General features: G+C 35.4%; 21 protein-coding genes and 1 pseudogene. 15 read left to right on the top strand and 7 right to left on the bottom strand.

Translation table 11 applies throughout. The features are described 5' to 3' along the window. The first annotated feature begins 64 nt into the window (after positions 1–64). The 13 genes from FS373_RS20460 to FS373_RS20400 all read left to right on the top strand — a co-directional run bounded on the left by FS373_RS20460 (position 65) and on the right by FS373_RS20400 (position 15,216). A complete protein-coding gene (locus FS373_RS20460; protein ID WP_152830484.1) occupies positions 65–751 on the top strand; it encodes a cytidylyltransferase domain-containing protein in 687 nt (228 codons plus the stop codon). Next, positions 748–1,791, top strand: a complete 1,044-nt coding sequence (locus FS373_RS20455) for an N-acetylneuraminate synthase family protein (protein ID WP_152830483.1) — start codon at positions 748–750, stop codon at positions 1,789–1,791. The genes FS373_RS20460 and FS373_RS20455 overlap by 4 nt, the downstream gene beginning before the upstream one ends. A 1-nt stretch (position 1,792) precedes the next feature. After that, positions 1,793–2,920, top strand: a complete 1,128-nt coding sequence (neuC, locus tag FS373_RS20450; RefSeq protein WP_152830482.1) for a UDP-N-acetylglucosamine 2-epimerase — start codon at positions 1,793–1,795, stop codon at positions 2,918–2,920. Next, positions 2,917–4,032 (top strand): polysaccharide pyruvyl transferase family protein, encoded by a 1,116-nt coding sequence (locus FS373_RS20445; protein ID WP_152830481.1) that lies wholly within the window; start codon positions 2,917–2,919, stop codon positions 4,030–4,032. The genes neuC and FS373_RS20445 overlap by 4 nt, the downstream gene beginning before the upstream one ends. Positions 4,033–4,082: 50 nt before the next feature. Continuing rightward, complete coding sequence (locus tag FS373_RS20440) at positions 4,083–5,540, top strand: hypothetical protein (RefSeq protein ID WP_152830480.1); 1,458 nt, start codon at positions 4,083–4,085, stop codon at positions 5,538–5,540. A gap of 166 nt (positions 5,541–5,706) precedes the next feature. Continuing rightward, positions 5,707–6,930 carry a hypothetical protein gene (locus tag FS373_RS20435; protein ID WP_152830479.1) on the top strand — a complete coding sequence of 408 codons (1,224 nt, stop codon included), beginning with the start codon at positions 5,707–5,709 and terminating at the stop codon, positions 6,928–6,930. 1,210 nt (positions 6,931–8,140) lie between these two features. Further along, entirely contained in the window at positions 8,141–9,241 is a 1,101-nt protein-coding gene (locus FS373_RS20430; RefSeq protein ID WP_152830478.1) for a glycosyltransferase, read from the top strand. A 16-nt stretch (positions 9,242–9,257) separates the two neighbouring features. Beyond that, positions 9,258–10,292, top strand: a complete 1,035-nt coding sequence (locus FS373_RS20425; RefSeq protein WP_152830477.1) for a polysaccharide biosynthesis protein — start codon at positions 9,258–9,260, stop codon at positions 10,290–10,292. Beyond that, positions 10,293–11,399, top strand: coding sequence for a UDP-2-acetamido-2,6-beta-L-arabino-hexul-4-ose reductase (wbjC, locus tag FS373_RS20420; RefSeq protein ID WP_152830476.1), 1,107 nt, complete (start codon positions 10,293–10,295; stop codon positions 11,397–11,399). 14 nt (positions 11,400–11,413) lie between these two features. After that, the gene (wecB, locus tag FS373_RS20415; RefSeq protein WP_152830475.1) at positions 11,414–12,544 is read left to right on the top strand and encodes a non-hydrolyzing UDP-N-acetylglucosamine 2-epimerase; all 1,131 of its coding nucleotides are present in this window, start codon (positions 11,414–11,416) and stop codon (positions 12,542–12,544) included. A 1-nt stretch (position 12,545) separates the two neighbouring features. Next, a complete protein-coding gene (locus tag FS373_RS20410) occupies positions 12,546–13,757 on the top strand; it encodes a glycosyltransferase family 4 protein (protein WP_322619542.1) in 1,212 nt (403 codons plus the stop codon). Further along, entirely contained in the window at positions 13,754–14,665 is a 912-nt protein-coding gene (locus FS373_RS20405) for an NAD-dependent epimerase/dehydratase family protein (RefSeq protein WP_152830473.1), read from the top strand. Before FS373_RS20410 ends, FS373_RS20405 begins: the two co-directional genes overlap by 4 nt. Next, a complete protein-coding gene (locus tag FS373_RS20400) occupies positions 14,662–15,216 on the top strand; it encodes a sugar transferase (RefSeq protein ID WP_152830472.1) in 555 nt (184 codons plus the stop codon). Before FS373_RS20405 ends, FS373_RS20400 begins: the two co-directional genes overlap by 4 nt. 1,501 nt (positions 15,217–16,717) lie before the next feature. Here FS373_RS20400 and FS373_RS20390 read toward each other — a convergent pair. From FS373_RS20390 to FS373_RS32195, 4 genes and pseudogenes are all read right to left on the bottom strand, one after another. Continuing rightward, positions 16,718–17,801: pseudogene (locus FS373_RS20390) on the bottom strand (transposase). Next, the gene (locus tag FS373_RS32205; protein ID WP_227993073.1) at positions 17,798–18,085 is read right to left on the bottom strand and encodes a tyrosine-type recombinase/integrase; all 288 of its coding nucleotides are present in this window, start codon (positions 18,083–18,085) and stop codon (positions 17,798–17,800) included. Before FS373_RS32205 ends, FS373_RS20390 begins: the two are co-directional and overlap by 4 nt. 109 nt (positions 18,086–18,194) lie before the next feature. Beyond that, entirely contained in the window at positions 18,195–18,434 is a 240-nt protein-coding gene (locus FS373_RS32200) for a tyrosine-type recombinase/integrase (RefSeq protein ID WP_322619541.1), read from the bottom strand. A 24-nt stretch (positions 18,435–18,458) separates the two neighbouring features. Next, positions 18,459–18,737 carry a site-specific integrase gene (locus FS373_RS32195; RefSeq protein ID WP_227993069.1) on the bottom strand — a complete coding sequence of 93 codons (279 nt, stop codon included), beginning with the start codon at positions 18,735–18,737 and terminating at the stop codon, positions 18,459–18,461. A gap of 180 nt (positions 18,738–18,917) precedes the next feature. Here FS373_RS32195 and FS373_RS20380 point away from each other — a divergent pair, with 180 nt between their 5' ends. Both FS373_RS20380 and FS373_RS20375 read left to right on the top strand, forming a co-directional pair. Further along, positions 18,918–20,342 (top strand): MBOAT family O-acyltransferase, encoded by a 1,425-nt coding sequence (locus FS373_RS20380; RefSeq protein WP_152830470.1) that lies wholly within the window; start codon positions 18,918–18,920, stop codon positions 20,340–20,342. Next, entirely contained in the window at positions 20,314–21,372 is a 1,059-nt protein-coding gene (locus FS373_RS20375; protein WP_152830469.1) for an SGNH/GDSL hydrolase family protein, read from the top strand. Before FS373_RS20380 ends, FS373_RS20375 begins: the two co-directional genes overlap by 29 nt. Before the next feature lie 463 nt (positions 21,373–21,835). Here FS373_RS20375 and FS373_RS32805 read toward each other — a convergent pair whose 3' ends face one another. From FS373_RS32805 to FS373_RS20360, 3 genes are all read right to left on the bottom strand, one after another. Continuing rightward, complete coding sequence (locus FS373_RS32805; protein WP_152830468.1) at positions 21,836–22,045, bottom strand: transposase; 210 nt, start codon at positions 22,043–22,045, stop codon at positions 21,836–21,838. A gap of 593 nt (positions 22,046–22,638) precedes the next feature. Beyond that, positions 22,639–23,979, bottom strand: a complete 1,341-nt coding sequence (locus FS373_RS20365; protein ID WP_152830467.1) for a tail fiber domain-containing protein — start codon at positions 23,977–23,979, stop codon at positions 22,639–22,641. 43 nt (positions 23,980–24,022) lie between these two features. Further along, on the bottom strand, positions 24,023–24,541 hold the full coding sequence (locus tag FS373_RS20360) for a hypothetical protein (RefSeq protein ID WP_152830466.1): 519 nt from the start codon (positions 24,539–24,541) through the stop codon (positions 24,023–24,025). Positions 24,542–24,546 lie beyond the last annotated feature (5 nt).

Here is a 24,546-nt window from a genome sequence, read left to right as displayed (position 1 = left end):
GCAAAAAAGTTCTGTGCTATGGGGATAAAAATGTTTATAAAAATATTAGGTTATGTGAAATCAAATGACAGTTGCGCTAATAACAGCTAGGGGAGGTTCTAAAGGACTTCCGCGGAAAAATATATTACCTCTTAATGGAGTCGAGTTGATCGGGTGGTCGATAAAGGCTGCTTTGCAATGCAGTCAGATTAAGCAAGTTTTTGTGTCTACAGAAGATGAAGAAATTGCTGAAGTTAGCTTAAAGTATGGTGCCAAAATAATACGAAGACCTGAACAGTTGGCTAGCGATATGACTAATAGCGAATCAGTTATTGAGCATGCTATATCTTGGTTAGAGCAGCAAAATATTTTTTGTAAGGATATGGTGTTATTACAGCCTACATCTCCTTTAAGAAATTCAAAGCATCTTAATGAAGCGCTTAATCTCTTTTATACAAAATCGGCAGACTGTGTGATTAGCGTATTTGAGCCCTGCCATACGCCGATAAAAGCATATATTGAAAATGATGATGGTTCAATTATTGGATTGTATAACGATATGGCGCCTTATAGTAGAAGGCAGGACTTACCTAGAGCATTTCAACCAAATGGTGCCATATACGCCTTTTCTATTGAAAAGTTTAAACGGAAAAATCATATACCAAGAAATAATGTTTTTCCGTATATAATGTCTGAGTCCGATTCAGCTGATATTGATACATTAGATGACTTAATTAAAGTTGAACAAAGAATGAAGGAAATGAACAAATGAAAAATCCTGTATTTGAAATCTCAGGGCGAAAAGTGGGCTTAGATTACGCTCCTCTTGTTATAGCCGAGATCGGAATTAACCATGAAGGCTCATTGAAAACAGCATTCGAAATGGTCGATGCTGCTATTGAAGGTGGGGCTGAAATTATTAAGCATCAAACTCACGTAGTTGAAGATGAGATGAGTAATGAAGCAAAGAAAGTGATCCCAGGAAATGCTGATATTTCTATTTATGAAATAATGGATCGCTGTTCATTGAATGAAGAAGAAGAAACTAAGCTAAAAGAATATGTAGAATTGAAAGGTGCAATTTTTATAAGTACTCCTTTTTCACGTGCTGCAGTAGAACGATTAGAAAGAATGGGTGTATCCGCTTATAAAATTGGATCCGGAGAGTGCAATAATTATCCTTTACTGAATCTAATTGCTAGCTATGGTAAGCCTGTTATTTTGAGTACCGGGATGAATGATATACCATCAATTGAAAAGTCAGTAAAAATCTTCAGAAAACATAACACACCTTTTTGCCTTTTACATACAACTAATTTGTACCCGACTCCTGATTATCTGATCAGAATAGGTGCTATGATTGAGCTACAGAATGCCTTTCCTGATGCTGTTGTTGGGCTTTCTGACCATAGTATTGATAATCTTGCGTGTTTGGGAGCTGTTGCCTCGGGAGCATCAGTGCTAGAGCGGCATTTTACAGATTGTAAAGAGCGACCAGGGCCAGATATTTGCTGCTCAATGGATGCGTTGGAGTGTAAAAATCTAATTGAGCAGTCTGCTAGAATGGCTAAAATGCGCGGCGGTAAAAAAGAAGCTGCTAAAGAAGAACAAGTAACTATCGATTTCGCTTATGCTAGTGTTGTTACTATTTCTGAGATTAAAGCTGGTGACGAATTCACATGTGATAATTTGTGGGTAAAACGTCCAGGTACAGGTGATTTCCTTGCTGATGACTATGAAAATATTTTAGGGAAAATTGCATCACAACAGATAGCTAGTAATGTTCAGTTAAAGAAAGAGTTTATAGAATAATATGCATAAAAAAATATTGTTTTTGACAGGCACTCGTGCTGATTTCGGTAAGTTAAAGAGCTTAATTTTTAAAGTTGAGCAATCAGAAAAACTCGAAGCACATTTATTTGTTACTGGAATGCATTTAATAGCGACATATGGAATGACAGCAAAAGAGGTTGAAAAATCAGGCTTTAGTTCTATTTATAAATATATTAACCAGAATTCCCATGATTCTATGGATATGATACTCGCCAAGACTATTCAAGGTTTATCTGATTATGTGAAAGAGTTACAGCCTGATATGATAGTTGTACATGGTGATCGTGTAGAGGCTATGGCTGGAGCTATTGTTGGCTCTTTGAATAATATTTTAGTTTCTCATATTGAAGGTGGTGAAGTATCTGGAACAATTGATGAGTTAATTCGTCACTCGGTATCTAAAATGTCACATATTCATTTTGCATCAAATGAAAGAGCAAAACAGCGCTTGATGCAATTAGGGGAAAGTGAAAATAGTATACATGTCATTGGCTCTCCCGATTTAGATATTATGACATCACCTAACCTTCCGTCTTTAAAAGAAGTTAGGGATAGGTATGATATACAGTTTAGTGAATATTCTGTATTTATGTATCATCCAGTAACGACAGATATATGTAATCTACCAAGTAATATCGAAGCTACGGTAAATGCATTGATTGCTAGTGAGAGAAATTATGTAGTTATATATCCGAATAATGATCATGGTTCCGATATTATTATTAAAGAATTGATGCGGTTAAAAGATAAGCCTCAATTTAGAGTTTTTCCAAGTTTACGTTTTGAATGTTTTTTGAGATTACTTAAAAACTGCCAATTTATGATAGGTAATTCGAGTGCAGGTGTAAGAGAAGTACCCTTTTATGGTATTCCCTCAATAAATTTGGGTTCTCGTCAAAATAATAGATCTGGTGCTGAGTCAATAATCAATGTAAATGAGGACGAGAAAGAAATTCTTTCCATGATCAAGATGATTAATAATCTGTCGTTTAATAAAACTATAGAGTTTGGTCATGGACAAAGTGATATACTTTTCATTGAAGCCTTAAATAGTCAGGAAGTTTGGAATACTAATAAACAAAAAGTATTTATGGAGAAGGGGCTATGAGAATACTACATATCGCTGCATTCGAGGGGAATGTAGGTGATAATGCAAGCCACATTGGTTTTCAAAATATTTTAAATGAAATTGATGTGGATTGTAAAATTGATAGATTGGAAATTAGAAAGGCATATAATAATTATAATGGAATTGATAAAGTTATATTTAATGAAGATTTCTCTTTTTTAGCCAATAAATATGACTTAGTGGTATTTGGTGGGGGAGGTTTTTTAGATTATTGGGTGGAAAACTCACATAATGGAACAACTATAAATATTCCCAATTATATTTTTGACAAAATAGAAACACCGATATTGATAACTAGTGTAGGATGTAACCCGCATAGAACTGTACCAGAAGAGAATTATAAAAAGTTTAAATTATTCCTTGATTATGTTTTGACAAATAAAAATATTACTATAGCTTTGAGAAATGATGGCTCGATAAATTCCATAGTGGATGATTTTGGTGAAAAGTATTTGGCTTGTTTTTCTTTTATTTTAGATAATGGCTTTTTTTATGAACCTATGAGTCATAAAACTCTACCTATTGATGGTAAATATGTTGCTGTAAACATAACAAATGACCAACTCGAAATGAGCGGCATAGAGCTATCTGATGCGAATTGGTATTATAACGAATTAGAATTAACCATTAACGAATTAATAGCAAGAGGCTTTAAAATCGTCTTTGTCCCACATATACATCAAGATATTATTGCCATTAGTGAGTTGTTAAAAAAATTACCAGCTAATACTATAAGAAAATCAACAGTAGTAGCACCATGTGTTCAGGGAGATGAAGGGACAGATTTTATATTTAATATCTATAAGAATGCAGATCTTGTTATTGCATCGAGATATCATTCTAATGTTTGCTCTTTAAAATTTAATGTACCAACTATAGGCTTATCTCCATTAGCGAGAATTTCATACGTCCATTCACAACTGAGTGTATATGAATCTTCGTTTTATATTGAGAAAGGCTTTTCAAAAAAAATCGTTAAACTTTTAAATGAAAAGTTAATAAAAAATTTAAATTTAATAAAGTTTAAATCTGAAAAAGAAAAAACATTAAGGTTTTATAAAGAATACTTCGAAAGTTTAACTGTTTGTTGAGTTTTGTTGAGTTTTTTTGAGTTTTATTTGTATTATTTAGAGTTTATTATATGAGTAGTGTTAGTAATAAAAAAGTGTTGGTCTTATTCAATTGTGTTGAGAATTTTTCAAGGTTTCAAAAAAAGTTAGTATTAACTTTAAGTAAGAAAAATGATGTATCAATAGCAGTTGATTCTTACTATAGTAAGGATGAGTCTTCACTTGACGAGTTGGATTCTAATATTATAAATTTTGAGGCTTTTTTTAAATGCCATATTCTTAATTTAGATATTTTAAGGAAATATAAACAGTACCCTTTGAATCATGCATTACTTTCTGATTTTGAGCGAGCTGATGTATATTGTTATGGAAAAAAAAGAAATAATGAGTATTATCTTACATTACAATCTGCATTATTAAGTTTTTACGAAGATGTTTTTCGTAAAAATAATATTGAGCTTGTTTTATATGAGAATATTTCGAATTCATTTAGTTATTTCTCTTGGATTGTATGTCAAGAACTTGGTGTGAAATATCTTGGTGTTACGTCCTCAAGAATACCAGGTCGCTTTACTATAGATAGTGGTATAGATTATGAGTCCGCTAAGGTAGAAAGGTTACTTAACAGGGATGGTTATTCTTCCAAACCGGAAGATATCGAAAGATTGAAATCCTATATGGATAATATAGAAACAATCGTGCCTGATGGTATAAGATTAGGAAAACATCGAAATTTAAGTTTATCGGCAAGGTACCTAAATTTTAGAAAATTAAGAAAAGTACTAATTTCACTGAAGTATGTTTTCAGAGATAATAAATTTTCATTTCAAATTGGAAACCCACTCAAGCTCTTGTACTGTTCAGGAAAAAGAAGTTTATATAGGAAAATAAAAGCAAAAAAGCTTATCAAAATGTATGATGAAATAAATAGTGATGACAACTATTTATTGTATCCAATGCATTTCCATCCTGAATCATCGACGTCTGTTAGAGCATCATCATATTTGGATGAATATGAAGTAATTCGAAATATTGCATTTGGATTACCGTCTGGTTACATTTTATATGTCAAAGATCATCCAAGTAGCTATGGATATCCAAAACTTGAATTCTATTATAAAATACAAGCCTTACCTAATGTTAAGCTTATTTCGCCTTTTGAGAACACTAAGGTATTAATTAAAAACTCTAATTCTGTTATTACACTCACGAGTACAGTAGGTTATGAAGCATTACTTTTAAATAAAAAAGTTTTCCTATTTGGTGAAGTATTTTATCAGTGCCATATGAATGTTGTTAAAATTGTAGGTGTAGATAAATTAAACGATTTATTTATTGAGAATTTGGAACTCGAATCAATAGTAGATCCTGAATACAATTTAAAATTTCTTATTGCTTACTTTAGTAGTACATATGAAGGTGAACTAAATTTTTCAGCTTCTGATAGCGAATTAGATATTTTTGTAACGGTTGCAATTGATGCTATATACAATGAGCTTAAAATTTATAGTCAATTATATATTCAATAACATGTAGGCTTATCCTAGTCTAAGTTATTCTTTATTGTATGGTAAGGGGTATACCTTTTCTATATGTTGAACTAACTAAAGTTTAAATTTGAATGTAATTTCTGTTTAGATAATTTGTTAAGGGTTCATACTTCTAATTGATAGTATTTACTATGTTGGTGTAGAAATGAAATTAAAACTGATCGGCACATTTACCCTATTATCATATGTAAATCAATTGGGTAATGTACTGATAAACTTTTTATTTATTGGTATGCTTACTCCTTTAATGTTAGGTGATATAGCACTAGCTAAAATATGGATGAGGTCTGTAGACTACGGTCATCTTGGTTTAAGGCATTCTATTGATCGTTATACACCTATTTGGGATATTCACTCGAACAGTACATTACTTTTTTTAACATTATTGATTACTAGTATTAGTTTTATCATTATTTCTATTTGCGCTCTTTTATTTTTAGACGATATGCATTTGGTTTTTTCTTTTCTCTTATGGGGATATGCATTATCAGTTGCTACGGTTTTAAAAAACTTCAATAGAGCTCTATCCCAAGATAAAGAGATGATGATTGTTTATACTTTTTGCCCCGTGATATTGACTATTAGCCAGGCACTTGTTTTGTTTTTGTTTGGTTTTGATTCATTTCTATCATTTACTATTGTCATTAGTCTAGTATCTGTTTTCTACTTGATTAATAGAAATCGATTTGATATGAAATATTCAATGAAATCTTCTCTATTAATCTTATCAAAGGTAAAGTCATCTTCTTTTCTTCTTTTGGTTAATTCTATTATTTTGTTTTTCGGCTTTGCTGTAGATAGAATATTTTTAGCGAGTTTTTCTGATAAGACTGTGTTGGGACTGTATTCAATTGCACTTTTTGCTTTTTCTCTCATGCAAATAGTACCTACTACAGTGTCACAATTTTTCTTTCCTGATGTTACAAAAAAAACAGTTAGAACAAATAAAATTTTCTATCCTAGAGAGTTTACCGTTATTGCTATACCAACAATAACGACTCTTATATTGGTATATTGTATAATACCGTTCGGCTTGGAGTTCATTAATAAAGAATATCTAGTGTTAGTTGAGCCTACAAGAATGGTTACCTTTGCTGTTTTACCATATGTATTTATTCCAATATTCATACAGGTATTTAATGCGTTAGATAAGAGGAAAGAGCTAATACTAGTTTCATTATTATCAATTGTTATTTATACTTTTTTGTTATTTATTACTCAGTATTATGTTAGTGATTTTTTGGGGGCGTTTATAATGCTCAAAATATTCTATTCCTATTTTTTGTGTTTTCTTTATTTAGTGTTTTTAATATATATAAACAGAACTGGAATAAAAGTTTTTTATAAATGTGGGGAAGAAACCCATTGATATACAAATTTCTAAAGCATAAGTTTGACCTTTACTCTTTAACATTGTGGGGGGTTGTTTTTATAAACCCCTTCATGAGTGCATTATGTTCTGTTTTTCTTAAAAATAAAGGTTTATATCAATTAGCTTTCTCTCTATCTCTTATCTTTGTATATTTTCCAATTAATTATGATGTGAGGAATAATTTTTATCAGATTTTATACTATTCAAGTTTTGGTTTGAATTTTTATAATTTTTTACCTGACTTTTTTATTAGAATTGTTGGCGTAAACTATATTTCTGTGTTTTTCCTATATGTGTTGGTGTCATCAATTATATGGGTTAGCTTGTGTAATAAAAAAAATCTGTTTTCTAATTATAGTTGGATGGGGTGGGTTTTATTTCTTTCTTTTTTTGAGTACAGCCAATTGATTGGCCTTAATAGAATGCTATTAGCCTATATGATATTTTTTTACGCAATCTTTATTGTGGGAAATAATAGGATTATTAAAACTAGTCTAATAATATTATCCTTAACGGTTCATAGTTTTACAGTCTTAGTTGCTTTTATTTATTTGTTTTCCAAGTTAACTTTAAAGTTCAGAGTTCGAGCACCTTTCATACTAGTATTAATATTTTCACTTTTACTATTCTCAAGCTTTTTTTGGGATTTATTGTTTCAGTTTTTTAATGATGTTGGGTATTTAGGAAAGCACATAGCTTATTATATTGATGGAGTTTCAGACGTTTATTCCAGCGAGAGATCAAAAATGATTGTCCATTCGGTAAGATATATAGTCATGTTGTCAGGATTTTTCTGCTTTTATAAATTTTTGAATTCATGTTCATCTAGTAGCGCACACTTTTCAAGGTTTTGTTTGTTTTTATTGTTTGCTTGTTTGTTCTTTTCATCAAAGGAGCTTTTTTTTCAGAGGATATTCATTGTTTATGTATTAGCTGTAATTGTGTTTGTATTTACTTTTTCTGTATCAAGAAATGCAATGTTGCTTTTAACTTTTTCTGTTGCATTGAATTTCTCTATGCATAGTATAAATATTTACGGTGTGATTTTTTCTGATAATAGGTACGCCGATGTAGTTAGTGATAATTACACTCGAGATTCGATGGTGTTGAAACCTTTCTATATGCCAACAGTTTTTTTATTATACTTTGAAGAGTTTGGCTACTCTGATTCGTTAGTAAAAGATATTACAGTAGAGTAGTTTATAAAATGAAGTTGATATTTGCTGGGAATTTACACTCAGGCGGAGCGGTTCAAGTCGCCACATCATTTATATTTGAACTAGTGAAGTCAAAAAATGACAAAAAATTATCATTGGTTGATGTAGTGGTTTCATCTCAGATCGATTATGAGCTTTCTCGTTTAGGCTTAGACTTTAGCTGTTTCAATAATTATGTTGTTAAAGATTATATTGGAAGGAAAATACCTTCTGATTTTAAATTTTCAGGTTCTATGTATGATTGTTGCTTCATTATTTTTGGTCCAATTTACTACGATTTGAATTCCAAGAGGTATATTGTAGGGTTTGCTCAGCCTTGGATTGCTTATCCAAAAAATGATGCCTATTTAAAGTTGAATATTGTCTCTAGGGTAAAAAATCTAATTAAGTATGCTGTTCAAAAAAGATACTTTTCAAGTTATGATCATTTGGTAGTTGAGCATCAGCATGTAAAAGATGCTCTGATTGCACAAAGTTTTAAGATGCCTATATCTGTAGTATCAAATAGCTGCTCAAGAGTATTTGATGAACCACATATGTGGGAAGATATTGTTTTTCCTCTTTTCAATAATACTTTTCCAACTCTGGGGTTTTTAGGGTATCCTCATATCCACAAGAATTTGGATGTTTTGCTTGAAGTTGGACAAATTCTAGAAGAAGAATATAATTTCCCTATCAATTTCTTGTTTACTCTGACTGATTTACAAATGTCTAAATTAGGTTTCGATAAACGGAAAAACTACTTTACTGTTGGCCCGATTAGCTCAACTCAATGTCCTATTTTTTATAAAAAAATAGATGCGCTTATCTTTCCAAGCCTACTTGAATGTTTTTCCGCAACTCCGATTGAAGCTATGAAAATGGGGAAACCAATATTTTCGTCTAATTATCCATTTGTTAGTCAGGTGTGCGGTGATGCGGCATTTTATTTTAATGCGTCCTCTGCAAAAGATATTGCTAGAGTCATTTATAATAATTTACAAAATTATGATTTGCTAAATGAAAAATGCGTGCTCGGGAAAAAAATTGTAAATGATATTCCAACAGCCGAAATTCGTTCTGGCTTATATTGGGATATTTTATCTAAATAAATTATGAGAGTTTTTTATGTTTAAAGAAAATGTGTTATTAATTACCGGTGGTACAGGTTCGTTTGGGAATGCCGTTCTAAATAGATTTTTAAACACCGATATAAAAGAAATTCGTATTTTATCTCGAGATGAGAAAAAACAAGATGATATGCGTAAAAAATTCAACTCAGATAAATTGAAATTTTATATTGGCGATGTCCGTGATTATCAAAGTGTTTCAAATGCAATGCGCGGTGTAGATTATATTTTCCATGCTGCTGCTCTTAAACAGGTACCTTCGTGTGAGTTCTATCCGCTTGAGGCTGTTAAAACCAATGTGCTCGGTACTGAAAATGTACTTGAAGCTGCGATTAATCATGGGGTCCATAAAGTGGTTTGTTTAAGCACTGATAAAGCAGTGTATCCTATTAACGCAATGGGTATCTCAAAAGCGATGATGGAAAAGGTTATTGTAGCTAAGTCTCGTAATGTCCCCGAAGGGATGACTATTTGTACAACTCGCTACGGTAATGTAATGGCATCTCGTGGTAGTGTCATTCCACTATTTTGTCGTCAAATTATAGAAGGTAAACCGTTAACGGTAACAGATCCGAATATGACACGCTTCATGATGACACTTGATGATGCTGTTGATTTAGTATTACATGCTTTTGAAAATGGAAAAAACGGCGATATTTTTGTACAGAAAGCACCAGGTGCCACAATTGATGTACTTACTCAAGCTATTATTAATTTAATGGGTAAACCAGAGCATCAAGTTAATGTGATTGGAACACGTCATGGTGAAAAACTATACGAAGCACTTTGTAGCCGTGAGGAGATGTTTGTAGCTCAAGATCAAGGTGATTATTATCGGATCCCTGCAGACAACCGTGATTTGAACTATGCACAGTTTACTGAAGAAGGTGAACAAGACCTTTCTACAGTTGAAGATTATAACTCACATAACACTGTCGGTTTAGACGTTGCTGCAATGGAAGCACTTTTACTAAAACTTGATTTTATGAGAGAAATAAAGGCTGGTAATCTAGTTGTTCCAGAGGGCGTATAAATGAATATTGTTGTAACAGGAGCAAATGGTTTTATAGGAAAAAACTTACTTGTCACTTTATCTGAGATCGGCTTTACTTCCATTACAACTATTACGCTTGAAGATACTAAAGATGATATCTTAGCAAAGGTAGAAAGTGCTGATTTTATTTATCATCTAGCGGGTATAAATCGTCCAAAACATGAAGACGAATTCAAAAGTGGTAATGCAGATTTAACTGCCTTAATAGTAAATCACCTTATCAAGTTAGATAAAAAAACACCCCTTGTTTTAACGTCTTCAATTCAGGCTGAACTTGATAATCCTTACGGGGTAAGTAAAGCGGTAGCAGAAAATATTCTAAACTCTTACAGAGATGTAACTGGTGCAACGATCTATATTTATCGTTTACCTAACGTATTCGGTAAATGGTGTAAGCCTAATTATAATTCAGCTATTGCCACTTTTTGCTACAATACAATAAATAACTTACCTATTACCATTAACAATGCAGAAGCGGAGCTTCGACTTGTTTATATTGATGATGTTTGTAAGCAATTTGTCCGTTTGTTAGACGACTCTATTGTAGATACTAACAATTGTGAGATATCACCTGTTTATAAAACAACAGTTGGTGATGTTGCTGAGTTACTGTCTCAGTTCAGAGAGAGCAGAAGCAATCTAGTTACCGAGAAGGTGGGTACGGATTTTGTTCGCGCACTTTATTCAACCTATCTAAGTTACCTTGACCCTGAGCAGTTTGCTTATTCAGTTACTAGACATAGTGATGAACGTGGCACTTTCGTTGAAATGCTTAAAACGAAAGATTCGGGTCAGTTTTCATTCTTTACAGCTCATCCAGGGATCACTCGTGGTGGTCATTACCATCACTCAAAAACTGAAAAATTCCTTGTTATAAAAGGTAAAGCTTTGTTCAAGTTTCAGAATATCATCACGGATGAACGTTATGAGTTAGCCATAAATGGTGAAGAATCAAAAATTGTTGAAACTGCACCAGGCTGGTCACATGATGTGACTAATATTGGTGATGATGAGCTAATTGTCATGCTGTGGGCTAATGAGATTTTCGATCGAAATAATCCAGATACTTTTGCTAAACCACTTTAATATTAGGTAATTAAATGAAAAAATTAAAAATTATGTCAGTGGTTGGTACTCGTCCTGAGATTATTCGACTGTCACGTGTTTTAGCCAAATTAGATGAACATTGTGAACATGTTCTAGTTCATACTGGTCAAAACTATGATTATGAACTTAACGAAGTTTTTTTCAATGATCTCGGTGTACGTAAGCCTGACTACTTTTTGAATGCCGCAGGAAAAAATGCTGCTGAAACTATTGGACAGGTGATTATCAAAGTTGATCAAGTATTAGAGGAGGTTCAACCTGATGCTATGTTAGTATTGGGTGATACGAACTCTTGTCTTTCAGTTATTCCAGCTAAGCGACGTAAAGTACCGATCTTCCATATGGAAGCTGGTAACCGCTGTTTTGATCAACGTGTACCTGAAGAAACAAATCGTAAAATTGTTGATCATACTGCGGATATAAACCTGACATACAGTACTATTGCTCGTGATTACCTTTTAGCTGAAGGTTTGCCTGCTGATCGTGTAATTAAAACTGGAAGTCCAATGTTCGAGGTATTAAATCATTATATGCCTAAAATTGATGCTTCTGATGTATTGTCACGTCTAGGGTTAGAAAAAGGACTGTTTTTCGTCGTTAGCGTACACCGTGAAGAAAATGTAGATTCTCCAAAGCAATTAGCTAAGCTAGCAGAGTCCCTAAATAAAGTTGCTGCGCATTATGGTTTTCCAGTGATTGTATCAACGCATCCACGTACAAGAAATCGCATCGAATCCCAAGGTATTGATTTCCATAAAAATATACAGCTACTTAAACCTTTAGGTTTTCATGATTACAACCATCTTCAGAAAAATGCGAAAGTTGTATTATCTGATAGCGGTACCATTAATGAAGAATCCTCAATCATGAATTTCCCTGCATTAAATCTGCGAGAAGCTCATGAGCGCCCAGAGGGCATGGAAGAAGCTTCGGTAATGATGGTAGGTCTAAGTGTTGAGCGTATTATGCAGGCGTTGCAAGTATTGGAATCTCAACCAAGTGGTGATGAACGTCTTCTTCGTCCTGTGTATGATTACAGCATGCCTAACGTATCTGATAAAATGGTAAGAATTATTCATTCTTATACGGATTATGTTAAGCGTGTGGTTTGGAAAGAGTATTAAGGTGAAAAAAAAAGTCGTAATTCTTGCCGAATTTATTGGTGAAAATCATAATTCAACAGCTTATTATTGGTCACAAATCACTAAATATTTGAATGGTGATTATGAGATTGTGCTTATTGTTCCAGAGAATGAGCACTCATTGGCATTCGCATCAAAATATAATATTAAAACACGGTTTGTGAAGATAGCTGTGCATAATAAAAATAATTTGTTATCGCGGCTGTTAGGGCAAGTTAAGCAAACAATGAGCTTTCTTTCAGTGATTAAAGAGGAAGTGTACAGCGCAGACCTTCTTTTTTCTGGAACAAATCCTATCGTTACTATGGCAAGCTTAGCTGTTTTAAAATTGAGATATAAGTATCAATGGTTGGTATTGGTTCATGATGTATTCCCAAATAATCTTATTCCTGCTCAGGTCCTTTCTGAAAATAGTTTTTTCTATAAGGTGCTTATTTATTTATCAAAAAAAATGTACAGTTCGCCAGATAGTCTGATTTGTATAGGACGTGATATGAAAACGCTTTTACAAGAAAAAACTGGAAGCTGTGAAAAAATATATTATATTCCTAACTGGGCTTCGACAGAAAAAATTCCCTCTTTAGAAAAAGCGGACAATGAAATTATCAATGACTTAGGTTGGCAGAATCAAATTGTTTATCAATTCTTTGGTAATATGGGCCGGCTGCAAGGAATGGATAACCTGCTCAAAGCGATTCAACTATCAAAACATAAACAGGCGAGATATTTATTTATTGGCTGTGGCTCAGAAGCTGATTACGTAAAGAAAACATTAGAGAAAATCAACAATGAAAGTGGTTATGAAAAAATATTCTTTTATGGACCTTTAGATTTAGAAAAAAATCATATTGGATTAAGTGCGTGCGATGTTTCGCTGGTAACATTATCTGGTAACATGTTTGGCTTAGGGGTACCGAGTAAAGCTTATTTCTCGATGGCTGCGGATAAACCTATTCTCTATGTGGGAGATAATAATTCTGAGTTGTCTATCTTGTTATCTGAATATCAAGTCGGTTGGGCTTGCGAGGCTGCTAAACCAACACTTTTAGCTGAACAACTTGATAATGTCACAGATACATTGCAAATGAGTGATACGCCACTAATGCAACCAAGGAAGTGTTTAATCGATAATTTTTCAGAAACGTTGGCATTAACCAAAATTAAAAGGGTTGTTAATACAATGATGGTATCATGAGTATCTTGTTAACAGGTGGCACAGGGTTTGTCGGGAAAGTATTATTACAAAAGTATAATATAAAAAAACAGGTTGTAAGAGAGGGGAGGAAGCATCACTATTCATCTGTATATAAAATTAAAACACTAAATGCAGAAACCAATTGGCAAGGTGCATTTTCTGATATTGATTCAATCATTCATCTTGCTGGGCTCGCTCACTCTAATTCATTCAGCGAGCAGGATTATCAGTCTGTCAATGTTGAGGGAACTTTACATTTTGCCAACGAAGCGGCTAAGGCTGGGGTTAAACGATTTGTATTTGTTAGCTCAATTGGTGTGAATGGTACTTCAACGTATCGAACGCCTTTTTCTGTAGAGTCTAGTCCACAACCACACAACGCCTATGCTCAATCAAAATACGATGCTGAGTTAGGATTAAAACATATCGCTAATGAGACAGGGTTAGAGGTTGTGATCGTACGACCTACTTTGGTATATGGTCCTAATGCCCCAGGTAACTTTGGTGTGCTCAGTCGCCTAGTAAATAATTTTCCATTGCTGCCTTTTGGTCTTACTGATAACAGACGTGATTTTATTGCAGTGCAAAACCTTGCTGATTTACTGGTAACTTGTGCTAAACACCAAAGTGCAGTAGGAAAAACTTTTTTAGCATCTGATGGTAAAACTGTGTCCATTAAAGAGTTTACTAATGCGATTGCTGAAGGACTGGGAAAGACAACTATGCAATTCCCAATTCCTACTAATATGATAAGGTTTGCTGCGTGTCTATTGAATAAAAAATTAATGGTCGAACAATTAGTGGGTAATTTACAGGTAGATTCATCGAATACTAAAAAAATTCTAGGGTGGAGTCCTCCATACACTATGAAGCAAGCTATGACTTCACTTTCAGAGAATAACAAATGATACGTATTATAGATTTTTTTGCAGCTTTTTTAGGATTGTTGTTACTATGGCCAATCTTACTGTGTGTAGCCATTATCGGTATATTTGATACAGGATCGCCTATTTTTGTTCAAATTCGTGTGGGAAAGAATAAGAAACCATTTAAACTTATTAAGTTTCGTACTATGGTTGTAGAAACTAAATCAGTTGCTAGTCATTTAGCTAATCATGCTTCCATTACAAAATTTGGTAGATGTCTTCGTAAAACTAAAATTGATGAGTTGCCACAACTCGTTAATGTACTTAAAGGTGAAATGAGTTTGGTAGGGCCTCGTCCAAATTTATTCAATCAAAATGAATTAATTCAAGAACGTGATGCATTAGGGGTGTATAATGTCCTTCCTGGAGTAACAGGTTTGGCACAAGTTAAAAATATAGATATGTCTACACCAGGACTCTTAGCTCAAACCGATAAAGAAATGATAGATACATTAACAGTTAAAAATTATCTCAAATTTATTCTCATGACTATTACAGGAAGTGGTTCAGGGGATGCTGCTAAACCTAATTAACACTCGTTATAATATTCAGGGGTAGATTATTAGAACAGAATATTACGTGTTCTATATTTTCTGACGATTTATTTTAAACTCCAGAGAAGTGTTTTTAGCATCGATATTTTATTATTAATCAATAGTTGTTAAGCAAGTTAAGTAAGCGGATGATTAAACTGGAAATCATTAGATGGGGCAAGTATAAATACTATCCTTACTATCCTTACTATCCTTACTATCCTTACTATCCTTACTATCCTTACTATCCTTACTATCCTTACTATCCTTACTATCCTTATAAAGCACGGTGGTCGGAAGTGTCTGTTGCCCATTTCATATTCGAAATACATTTGAGCATAACCAGTAAGTGTTTGGAGAGAGTAATCATTTTAAATTAAAAATTTCATGAAGTATAACCGACCTACTCAATTACGAGTCAGTAACCGATTTTGATGTAATTATCTTCCAAGAGTGTAGTAACACAAATAAACAGCATATGATTCGCTATGTCGAGTAGGCTGTTCAATATAGGGGGCAGTGAAAGCTATTTTGTAGCTGTAATACTTGATTTGTAATGGTGATCGTTGAACAAAGCCACTGAGCGTCTAAAGAGATATTCCTTTCTCTTACTTGCTAGTTATTTTGAAATTGGTTGTATTCGTTGGAGTATTCTCATTAGCCAACACAGGTAACCTTAGATTGTTCCGTGCCTTATCAGCTGATAGATGTTAAGTAGCCATCTATGTAAATTCATTAGCAAGTGTGTTCACAAAATAAATGGAACTTAAGACCTCGATAATACATCAGATTAGGCTCAATAACTGCTGAAATATCCTTTACCGCTCGTATTCTATATGTTGTTTCAAATACGTTTCATTTGGTTCTGATGTTACTAGGCATTAAGACGCTTGTCTGTTTTTCGAGGTGATGGGACTGATAGTTTCACTATACTTCGGCTACCGTCCGACAATATTCTCGAAAAGCACCCAACAAATTTGACCTTCACCGCACGTGACGCGAAACTATAATGGGTTAAGCCTATTTGATAATTATAAAAATGATCACTCCCACTCTACTACTGGGATGTTGGGGCTTTACCAATTACGTTGCTGAGGAGTTTTATAGTAGGTTTACCATTACATCTTATTGTTCAGCTTGATATTTCAGTATGATGGAGAAAGTAATGATATAAATTGGTGTTCAAATAGGAAGAACTAACAGCTGATCGGTTATTGAATAATGACTTCATAACAGATAAGGATAGGCCGCGCGCAGCAGCGTCCTTATCCCAAGTGTTGAACAGCCCGAACTTGCTAAAATCGCTACCTTTAATAGTAAATAGCAGATCGAGAGTTCGATCTATTTGAGGTGAGGATTAGAGTGTGACTTTTTTAGCCAGTACGATCTATTAGCATCAAAAATACTAAAATAATCACTGCTATGTTAGTTGGTTATCTGTTTAGACTCTCCTTCATTCGTTGACCCCATTATCCCTATCTTCTAGTAATAAGTCTCAGCGCTAAGCTGTGATCATAGAACTTGTTGGTCGGCCATTTTCCAAATGACTTCGGTGTATTCCCATAAAACACATCGGTTGCTGACAGCAAGGGTAAGGCCTTACCGTTAGCCTCCTGATTATTTTTGCTAGTGATGGAAATGTTGCACCTGCGACAGCTAACATAAGCTGTATTTGTTGCCGTAGTTTGCTGCAATTCCCTCGAAGTACCCCATAGTCCCTTACTCGTCGTAACCCTTTTGGTAGCACGTGTTGTAGGACTAACCATAAACAATCCTTCGCGGTAAGGTACGTACTTTATTTGTCTGAGTTTGACTGTCTAGATAGTCGAAGCTGACGTGGCCATCGATGTCACTGATAATATTCTTGTCGGGCAAACACCTCGATAGAGATAACGTGACAGATATTGCTGTGCTGGTAAGCTTTTACCGACGTGTCGGCAGTTGAGCACCCATTTTTTTGGGAATGATGCTGGCAGTTTGATATCTAGTTGCTGTGTCAGCTGCTCTAGCAATCGTGCCCGCCAGACCTTGGTAAGGTTAGAGGCGTTAAACAGGTACTTGCCTTTGTTCTTTTGCCACTGTTTTTTGTCTTTGTTAAAGCTGCCAGCAGGGATGATGAAGTGGGTGTGGGGATTAAAATCATGCCGCCGACTGTGAGTATGCAATATGCCTGTAAAGCCAATGTCGCCACCCAGTTTATTTGAACGCGTAGCAAAGTACTTTGAGTACACTGGCTGCGACTGAGAACATGGCTTGATATATCTGCTCTGGTTGATACTTTGCGACATCAAACGGTAAGGTAAAGGTGACCATGTAGTAATCAACTGGCAGTAACTTGGCTTGTTGCTTCAGCAACCAATCTGGCGTGGTGTTGTGCTGATATTGTGGGCAACTACGATGGCCGTATGAGAGCGGAAGTCAGCGGTATGAGTAAAACTCTGGCAAGCTCATTGGCTGACTCTTTGGGTGTTGGCTCGGCAACTGAGCATGGCCTGTATCGCTTGGCGTATCGAGGGAGTGATTTGCCGTTTATACACTTGATTAAACTCCTCAAGATGGTCGCGTAAAATGTCGATGAACTTCATGTGCCACACTTCCATTTCAGCACCAAATGGTCAGCGAGTTGGTTAATGGCTTTGATGGTGTTCTTGCGGGTAATTTGAGTGAGTCTGGTATAACGCGCGGTGATGTTAAGGATGTTAAGGATGTTAAGGCCGAGTAAGGTTTGAACCGAGCGTAAATCGAGACGTTGCTCTAACAGGTGTGTCGCATAGCTATGACGTAGGTTATGCGGGCTTATGGATTTATGAATATTACACTCTCCGATAACCCGCTTCAGTGCTTTTTGAATACCGCCTTTATCTATCAATGAGTCTGGTTAGCTATCTTTGCCGGGAAACAGAAAGCGAGGATGACTATGTGTCTGCCAGTAAAACCGCAGCGCAATCAAGGTTCGTTTAGGTAAGGGGACGAGTTTGTTATTCACATGGATGTGATTTTTGCAGGAGCAAGAAAATTGCCCTGCTGCCTTTAGCATCACGAATATGCACCTGCATCAACTGCGAATCGATATCACCGACACGCAATGAAACAGCCTCACCAAGCCTTAAGCCCATACTATAAAGGGTCAAAAAGCAGACCTGATAACGCAGTTGGCGGGTGAGACTAATCACGATAGCGACTTCTGCTGGGGTAAGGATGTCGGGTAATCGTTTCACTTGAGGCGGCTTGATGATATTAAATCACTCCCAGTTTTGGTTGAACACATGCCGATAGAAAAACTGTAAGCCGTTACGGTCTAACTTCACTGTGCTCCATGAATGGGATGCGATTAAATCGACGAAGTAACGCTTCAAATCATCAGTCGTGAGATTATCGGGGCAACAGTCAAAGTACGCAGCAATACGTCGTACTGCACGACTATAAGCATCGATGGTTGCGGGTCGCTTGCCTTGCAGTGTTAAGTTGGTAAGGTTTTGTTCATAAAGAGAATCAAAGCGTTGCTGTTTGGATGTGTTCATGACAATACTCCTAGATTTACGACCAAGCTTGGTCGCTTCTAGAAAGTATTTAAGATGTGAGAGCAAAGATGGTTTTTATCTCTTCTGCCGCGAAGCGGCTTCGTTCAACAAACTGTTAAAACTATATTCATTGAACACAAAATGTATCATTAATAAGTTTGATAGTGATGGGGGCTTTAATTGTCTTTTGTATCGCTTGTTTTTTTAGTTTTTTTTCCATTGGTTTTTGTTGGCTATTGTCTTGTACCTACTCGTTATCGTTGGGTATTGATGCTGCTAATCAGTTATGGCTTCTATGCTTATTGGGATTGGCGGTATATACCACTGCTTTTTTTCTCATCATTAATTGACTATTTTTGTGCGTTGAAAATGGGGCAAAAAGAATGTACATCTGCGAGAAAAAAATATTTGCTAATAAGTTTATTCGTTAATCTAGGTATTTTATTTTGTTTTAAATATTGGAATTTTTTCGGTAGTAATGCAAGTTCATTATTTAGTCTCGATTTAGAATTACATGATTTATTACTTCCTTTAGGGCTATCTTTCTATACATTACAAACACTGAGTTATACGTTTGATGTCTACTTAGGTAAGATTAAGCCAGAAAAGCATCTAGGTTTTTTTTGTTTATTTGTTTGTTTTTTTCCTCAGCTCGTTGCCGGTCCAATTGAGCGAAGTCGCACGTTACTTCCACAGCTGAAGTCTCTATCCTTACCTACCTTGTATCAATTCCGCTATGGTTTGCTGCTCATCGTCTGGGGCCTTTTTGTCAAACTGGTTATTGCGGATAACTTAAGCGAAAGCATTAATTCTGTATACTTTAGTGAAGTGCGATTCTCTGTTTGGGTTTATTGGCTTACTGGTGCACTGGTTACGCTAAAGATTTATTGTGACTTTATGGCATATTCTGAGATCGCAAGAGGTGTGGCATTATTGTTTGGTGTTAGGCTAACGATCAATTTTAGAAGACCATTGTTTTCATCAAACCTGAGGTCTTTTTGGCAGCGATGGCATATAAGTTTAACTCGGTGGATTGGAGATTATATTCAAATCCCGTTACTTAGGCGCTTTCCTACAGAGCCTCTACGCTCAGTAGTTACTGTTTTTACTTTAATTATTATTGGTCTTTGGCATGGAGCTAGCTGGAATTTTATTCTCTTTGGTTTATTCCATGGTGTTGTAATGATTTGTTGGTTCCCGATATCAAAAATTGTCACTCAATCATTTGGTTTTTGTCTCAATTACTCTGGTTTCTATAGTAGAATTTGTTTAGCTATAGTCTTGATGTTCAGCGCTCCAATGTTTTATATTCAAGATACTCCAATACTACTTTCAGTGCTTGGTTACATGGTAGTCCCTTCTTACTGTACTGAGTTTTCAGATGTATACGCAGTTCATGGGAAATTAATGCTTTTTAAGGCTTTTGTAGGCCTTGGTTGCCTATTTGTTTATAGCTTTCATATCGAGTGCAAACAGCTGGATATTATCGCTGAGATTGCTAACTTGGTATCTTATCTACGTTGGGGGGCTGCTATGTTGATGCTGATTTGCATTTTTATGATAGGGGGGTTTATAGATGAACCATTTATCTACTTTCAATTTTGAATATTTGAGTAGGTTTTTAGGGAGCATATTACTAGTATTTTTATTGTTGTCTGTAAGCATGAATGCTTCGCTTTATTTTCTCCACGATTATGTGAAAGTGACCAAACTGTCATTATTTCAGAAGGAGCCTCATACTTTTACCGCTTTAGCCCTTGGAACCTCGCACAGTATTGGTTTTAATTTTCCTTCATTAGGTGTTAAAGGGGTTAATTTTCATGATGGTGGTGGAGATATAGAAGAGGTCTTATTTAAATCCAGCATTATTCTGGGTCACGCTGTCAATATTGATGTGATTTTTTTGTCAGTTTCGCCTGGTACTTTGCATATGTCTCAACTTTATATTAGTCGAGATATTAAAAAGCGTAAAGGAAATGTAATTAGTAATCTTCCCTTATCCTATGAAACGTTTTCTTATGATTTTGAAGCGAGTCTTCAAACTTGGGTTTTACAACTTTTTCCGATTTTTGAAGTTCGGCAGGTATTTATGAAATTATTAGAGCCCGTTGCCTTGGAAAGGACTGAGGAGGTAATAGTAAAGCCTTGCTTTTGGTTAGCAGAAGGTATTATAAATAAAAAGACACTTCTGCTTGGTGGCTATAGAATGGAAACTATGAAAGCTGAATGTATCGCTGAATATGCAAATACTACAGTTGCTCATCATAGTACTCTTATTGAGTTGTCGTTGATGGCTGAACCTGAACTGCCTGAAAATAATGTGGGACGGCTGAGTTTACTGGCCGAGATACTAGAAGAAAGGAAAGGTCGATTAATTCTAGTTGTCCCTCCCCTTACCCGAGAATATTATGAGGATGTAAGGATTCAGAAGTGGCTCCCTGATCATCATAAGCTATTAGCTAAACTGGCCAAACACAACAATATTGAGGTGTTTGATTTTCATGATTTCTTTTATGAAGAGATGGATGGTGGCACTAATGATTATTTTTATGATGACGATCATTTAGCCTTACCTGGCGCAATTAAGTTTAGTCAAGCACTAAAAAGTGCAATGGAGGAAACGCAGAGTTTATAGAGCAAGGATAGCTCTAATAAGTCAATTTGATGGAGAACGGTTGACATTTTGTGTAACCCCCAAACACCCGAATATTGAATATTTTAGGGGCGATCTTTGAATTCTGTCGATAGGCGCTGTTTAACCAGTTGATTTTTATGTGATTTTATGTTCGATCTTCAAACTCAATCATAATGCGATTCGTGATACTTTTTTCTAATCGCTATGGTTCACTTCTTCGAGGCTTGCGTTTACGCTAAGTTAACGACTTTCTTTACTGGGTAATCATTTCGAAAGAGCTTACGATTCTTGATAACTTTCCTAATCACACTGTTCTAAGTGCTCGATAGCATTGATGTGTAGATGGCTACCGGGTGTCTTGAGGGTCATTAAATAGCGCATCAAGATTAGCCTTGTGCTAGGGTACTGAGATATGGGGATATTTTTCGTCCCATTTCTCGCCATAATGTTCTAAATTATTCGGTTACTGACTGGTAATTCTCTTTAAATCGGCTGCCACTAATTTGTAGTTTTTGTACGGCACAAACTTCATCGAGTTTCTCACCATACGACTATGCAAAGCTAAATTAGAGTGTTCGAAAAGATGATTTATAATATCAGGAAAGCCTTTTAAGCCATCGATACAGGCGAAGAGAATACCTTTGAGCCCACGACTTTGAAGCTCTACCAGCACGTTTAACTAAAACTTAACACCTTGTTTTTTGCTACCAACATACCAAGTCATTATTTATGGCCTTATTGTTTTCCTTAATTTAATCATAATACAGTCAAAGTAAATGATAGGATACACTGCTTCTAGCAGACAGATAGACATTAAAGAACACGGTCAATGACCGATTTTGGTGACGCGAGAAATTAGCATGAGGTGATGTCAGCATCATACATTTCATCGAAAGAGGCGATGATATCTCACGTTATCATGTCCTTGGCGTGGGGATTTAATATTTTATCGTCCATAGAGGTAAAACGGCTTTGGTTCTTTTTAACTATCTCATGCGCAAAGCTACCATTTCGGTTACGAGTTAGTGTCTAACTTGAAACATCCGCCTTCGGTCTTTACTTGCTTGTGGGAGTAACCGTTGTGACCGCAATCTTATCGTTTTTGATAGCTAAGTGATGAACAAATTCAACATTTAATCACTCAACAGTGACTTTGGTTTAAATTCCTTCAGGCTTGTTTAGCGAATGTTTCTAGTTCTTTTTTGTTCATAATCTACCTCCCATTGACCCACATGGGATACTGATTGAAAGGTAGTTACATAAAAATTACAGGCTTGAATTTTTATAATTAGTTTTTTCTAGAAGAGTCAAAGTGTTCTCAAGCTTTTCTATTTTTTTGCTTTGCGATTCGACTTTATCCATTAGAGATTTAATCGCTGCTAAAGAAATACCTGATGTATCAGTAGGTGAGATATGCTTGTTATCCACTCCATAGTTGAAAATTTCATAAAACTCTTCGGCCATAGGACCTATATGAGTGACTTTTCCCGCATCACGAATATATGACCATGTAAATATATCGATCTCACTCAGCATGTTTAATATCTTGTCACCGTCAATAATATTTATATTGTTTTTTGTTGAACGACTTGAGCCTGGGCTAATTGTTCCTTGAGCAGTTATATTTCCTCCAACCCATAAATCACCTGCTTGTTCTATGTTGCCATTTGCTAATAAATGCCAAGAGAATTTATTTCCTTGTGTTGCTTGTGATAGTCCATTATTCATATAAATATCGCCTGTGTTATAGAGGGCATATCCAATTAATGGGTTATCTTTGTTTAGTAGGGTCATTGAATTGCCATACACGTCCGCCAGCCCTAATTCCCATTGATCTGTTACGACATCATTTTCATTAAATAGGATCTTAGGATCATTGGCTTTTCTGATTGTTACTTGACCATCTGTGAGCATCAAATCACCAGATTCAATATCTAATTTCGCATCTGGTGTTGTGTCGCCAATACCAATATTACCGTTGGCTGCAATGTTAAATGCATTAGACGGTGCACCAGGAAATATCCTAAACGGCAATGTGGAACCATTAGTTGCATCACGTATAAAGAAGTTTGCTTCGTTACCGGCGACGTCCCAGGTTTGCGGTGTAAAACCTGAACTGCCGTCTTGCTCTAGACGTAGGGTAGGGGTGTTACCATCTTTGATATGCATCTGAACAACTGGGGTGCTTGTTCCTATACCTATTTTGCCCCCATCATCCACGAATAGAGAGTGTGTTGGTGCATTAGCTTCAATGGTAAAGGGTGTTTTGCCACCATCTATATCGTCTATTGAAAATTTGTTTGCCCCACCGTTTGCACTATCATTGACAGTGATTTGCCAATCGTTTCCAGGAAAGCTAGCTGTGCTACTGGTATCGATAAACTTTATTCTAAGATTATTCTCTTTCAGTCTTAACGTATCGAAGCCGAATGACTCACCATTTACACAGTCAAACCCTATACAAGCGCTACCATCAACAATCAGATCATCTAAGATGACTTGATCGGCAAGCACTGAAGAAGCCATAGTCATTGAGATAGCCAAGCTGAGCGGGAGTACTGTTAATGTTATTTTCATTCTATTACTAATGCTCATATTCTTATTCATTGTAATTACCTTTGCTATTCTAAGTTAGTAAGGAATAGCCAACTTACTTGGCTAACTGCTCGTCCACGATCTCAAAATTATTCTTATCAACCATTTTCTCAAGCATCTGATCAACTTTTGGCTCCTGTCCTAGCTCTCCTTCATACTCAAGCTCTTGAACAAACTCACTGTCTCTGACATTGAAGTATCCAGATTTAGTCTCTACTTTTCCTAAATTTCTGGTTGCTCCCTGCCTACCTGTTTTACGATCATTTACTATCTCTACTTCGCCTAGCTGACTATATTCAATTTGATAGCTGTAGTTGCCATCTTTGATTATGCCTAGCTGTTCTATGTCGAGCTCGGTATTGTTAGCACTCACTTTCATCTGCTTTTCAAACCCATTAGGGCCTGTAATGGTTACCGTGGCTTCATCAAATTTATCTTCACTGCTCAAAGCACTAATTTCTAATTGAGAACCGCTCGCAACTATAGGTTTTGCTGCAATAGCAAAGCTTGAAAGACTTAAGGAACTTGAAATACAAAGGGCAATTAAAAGAGGTTTCTTATATGCGTTTATCATATTTT

It is taken from the genome of Shewanella sp. YLB-07, assembly GCF_009377275.1.
The sequence above is the reverse complement of the archived record's forward strand: the minus strand, read 5'-3'. Positions and strand labels throughout refer to the sequence as shown.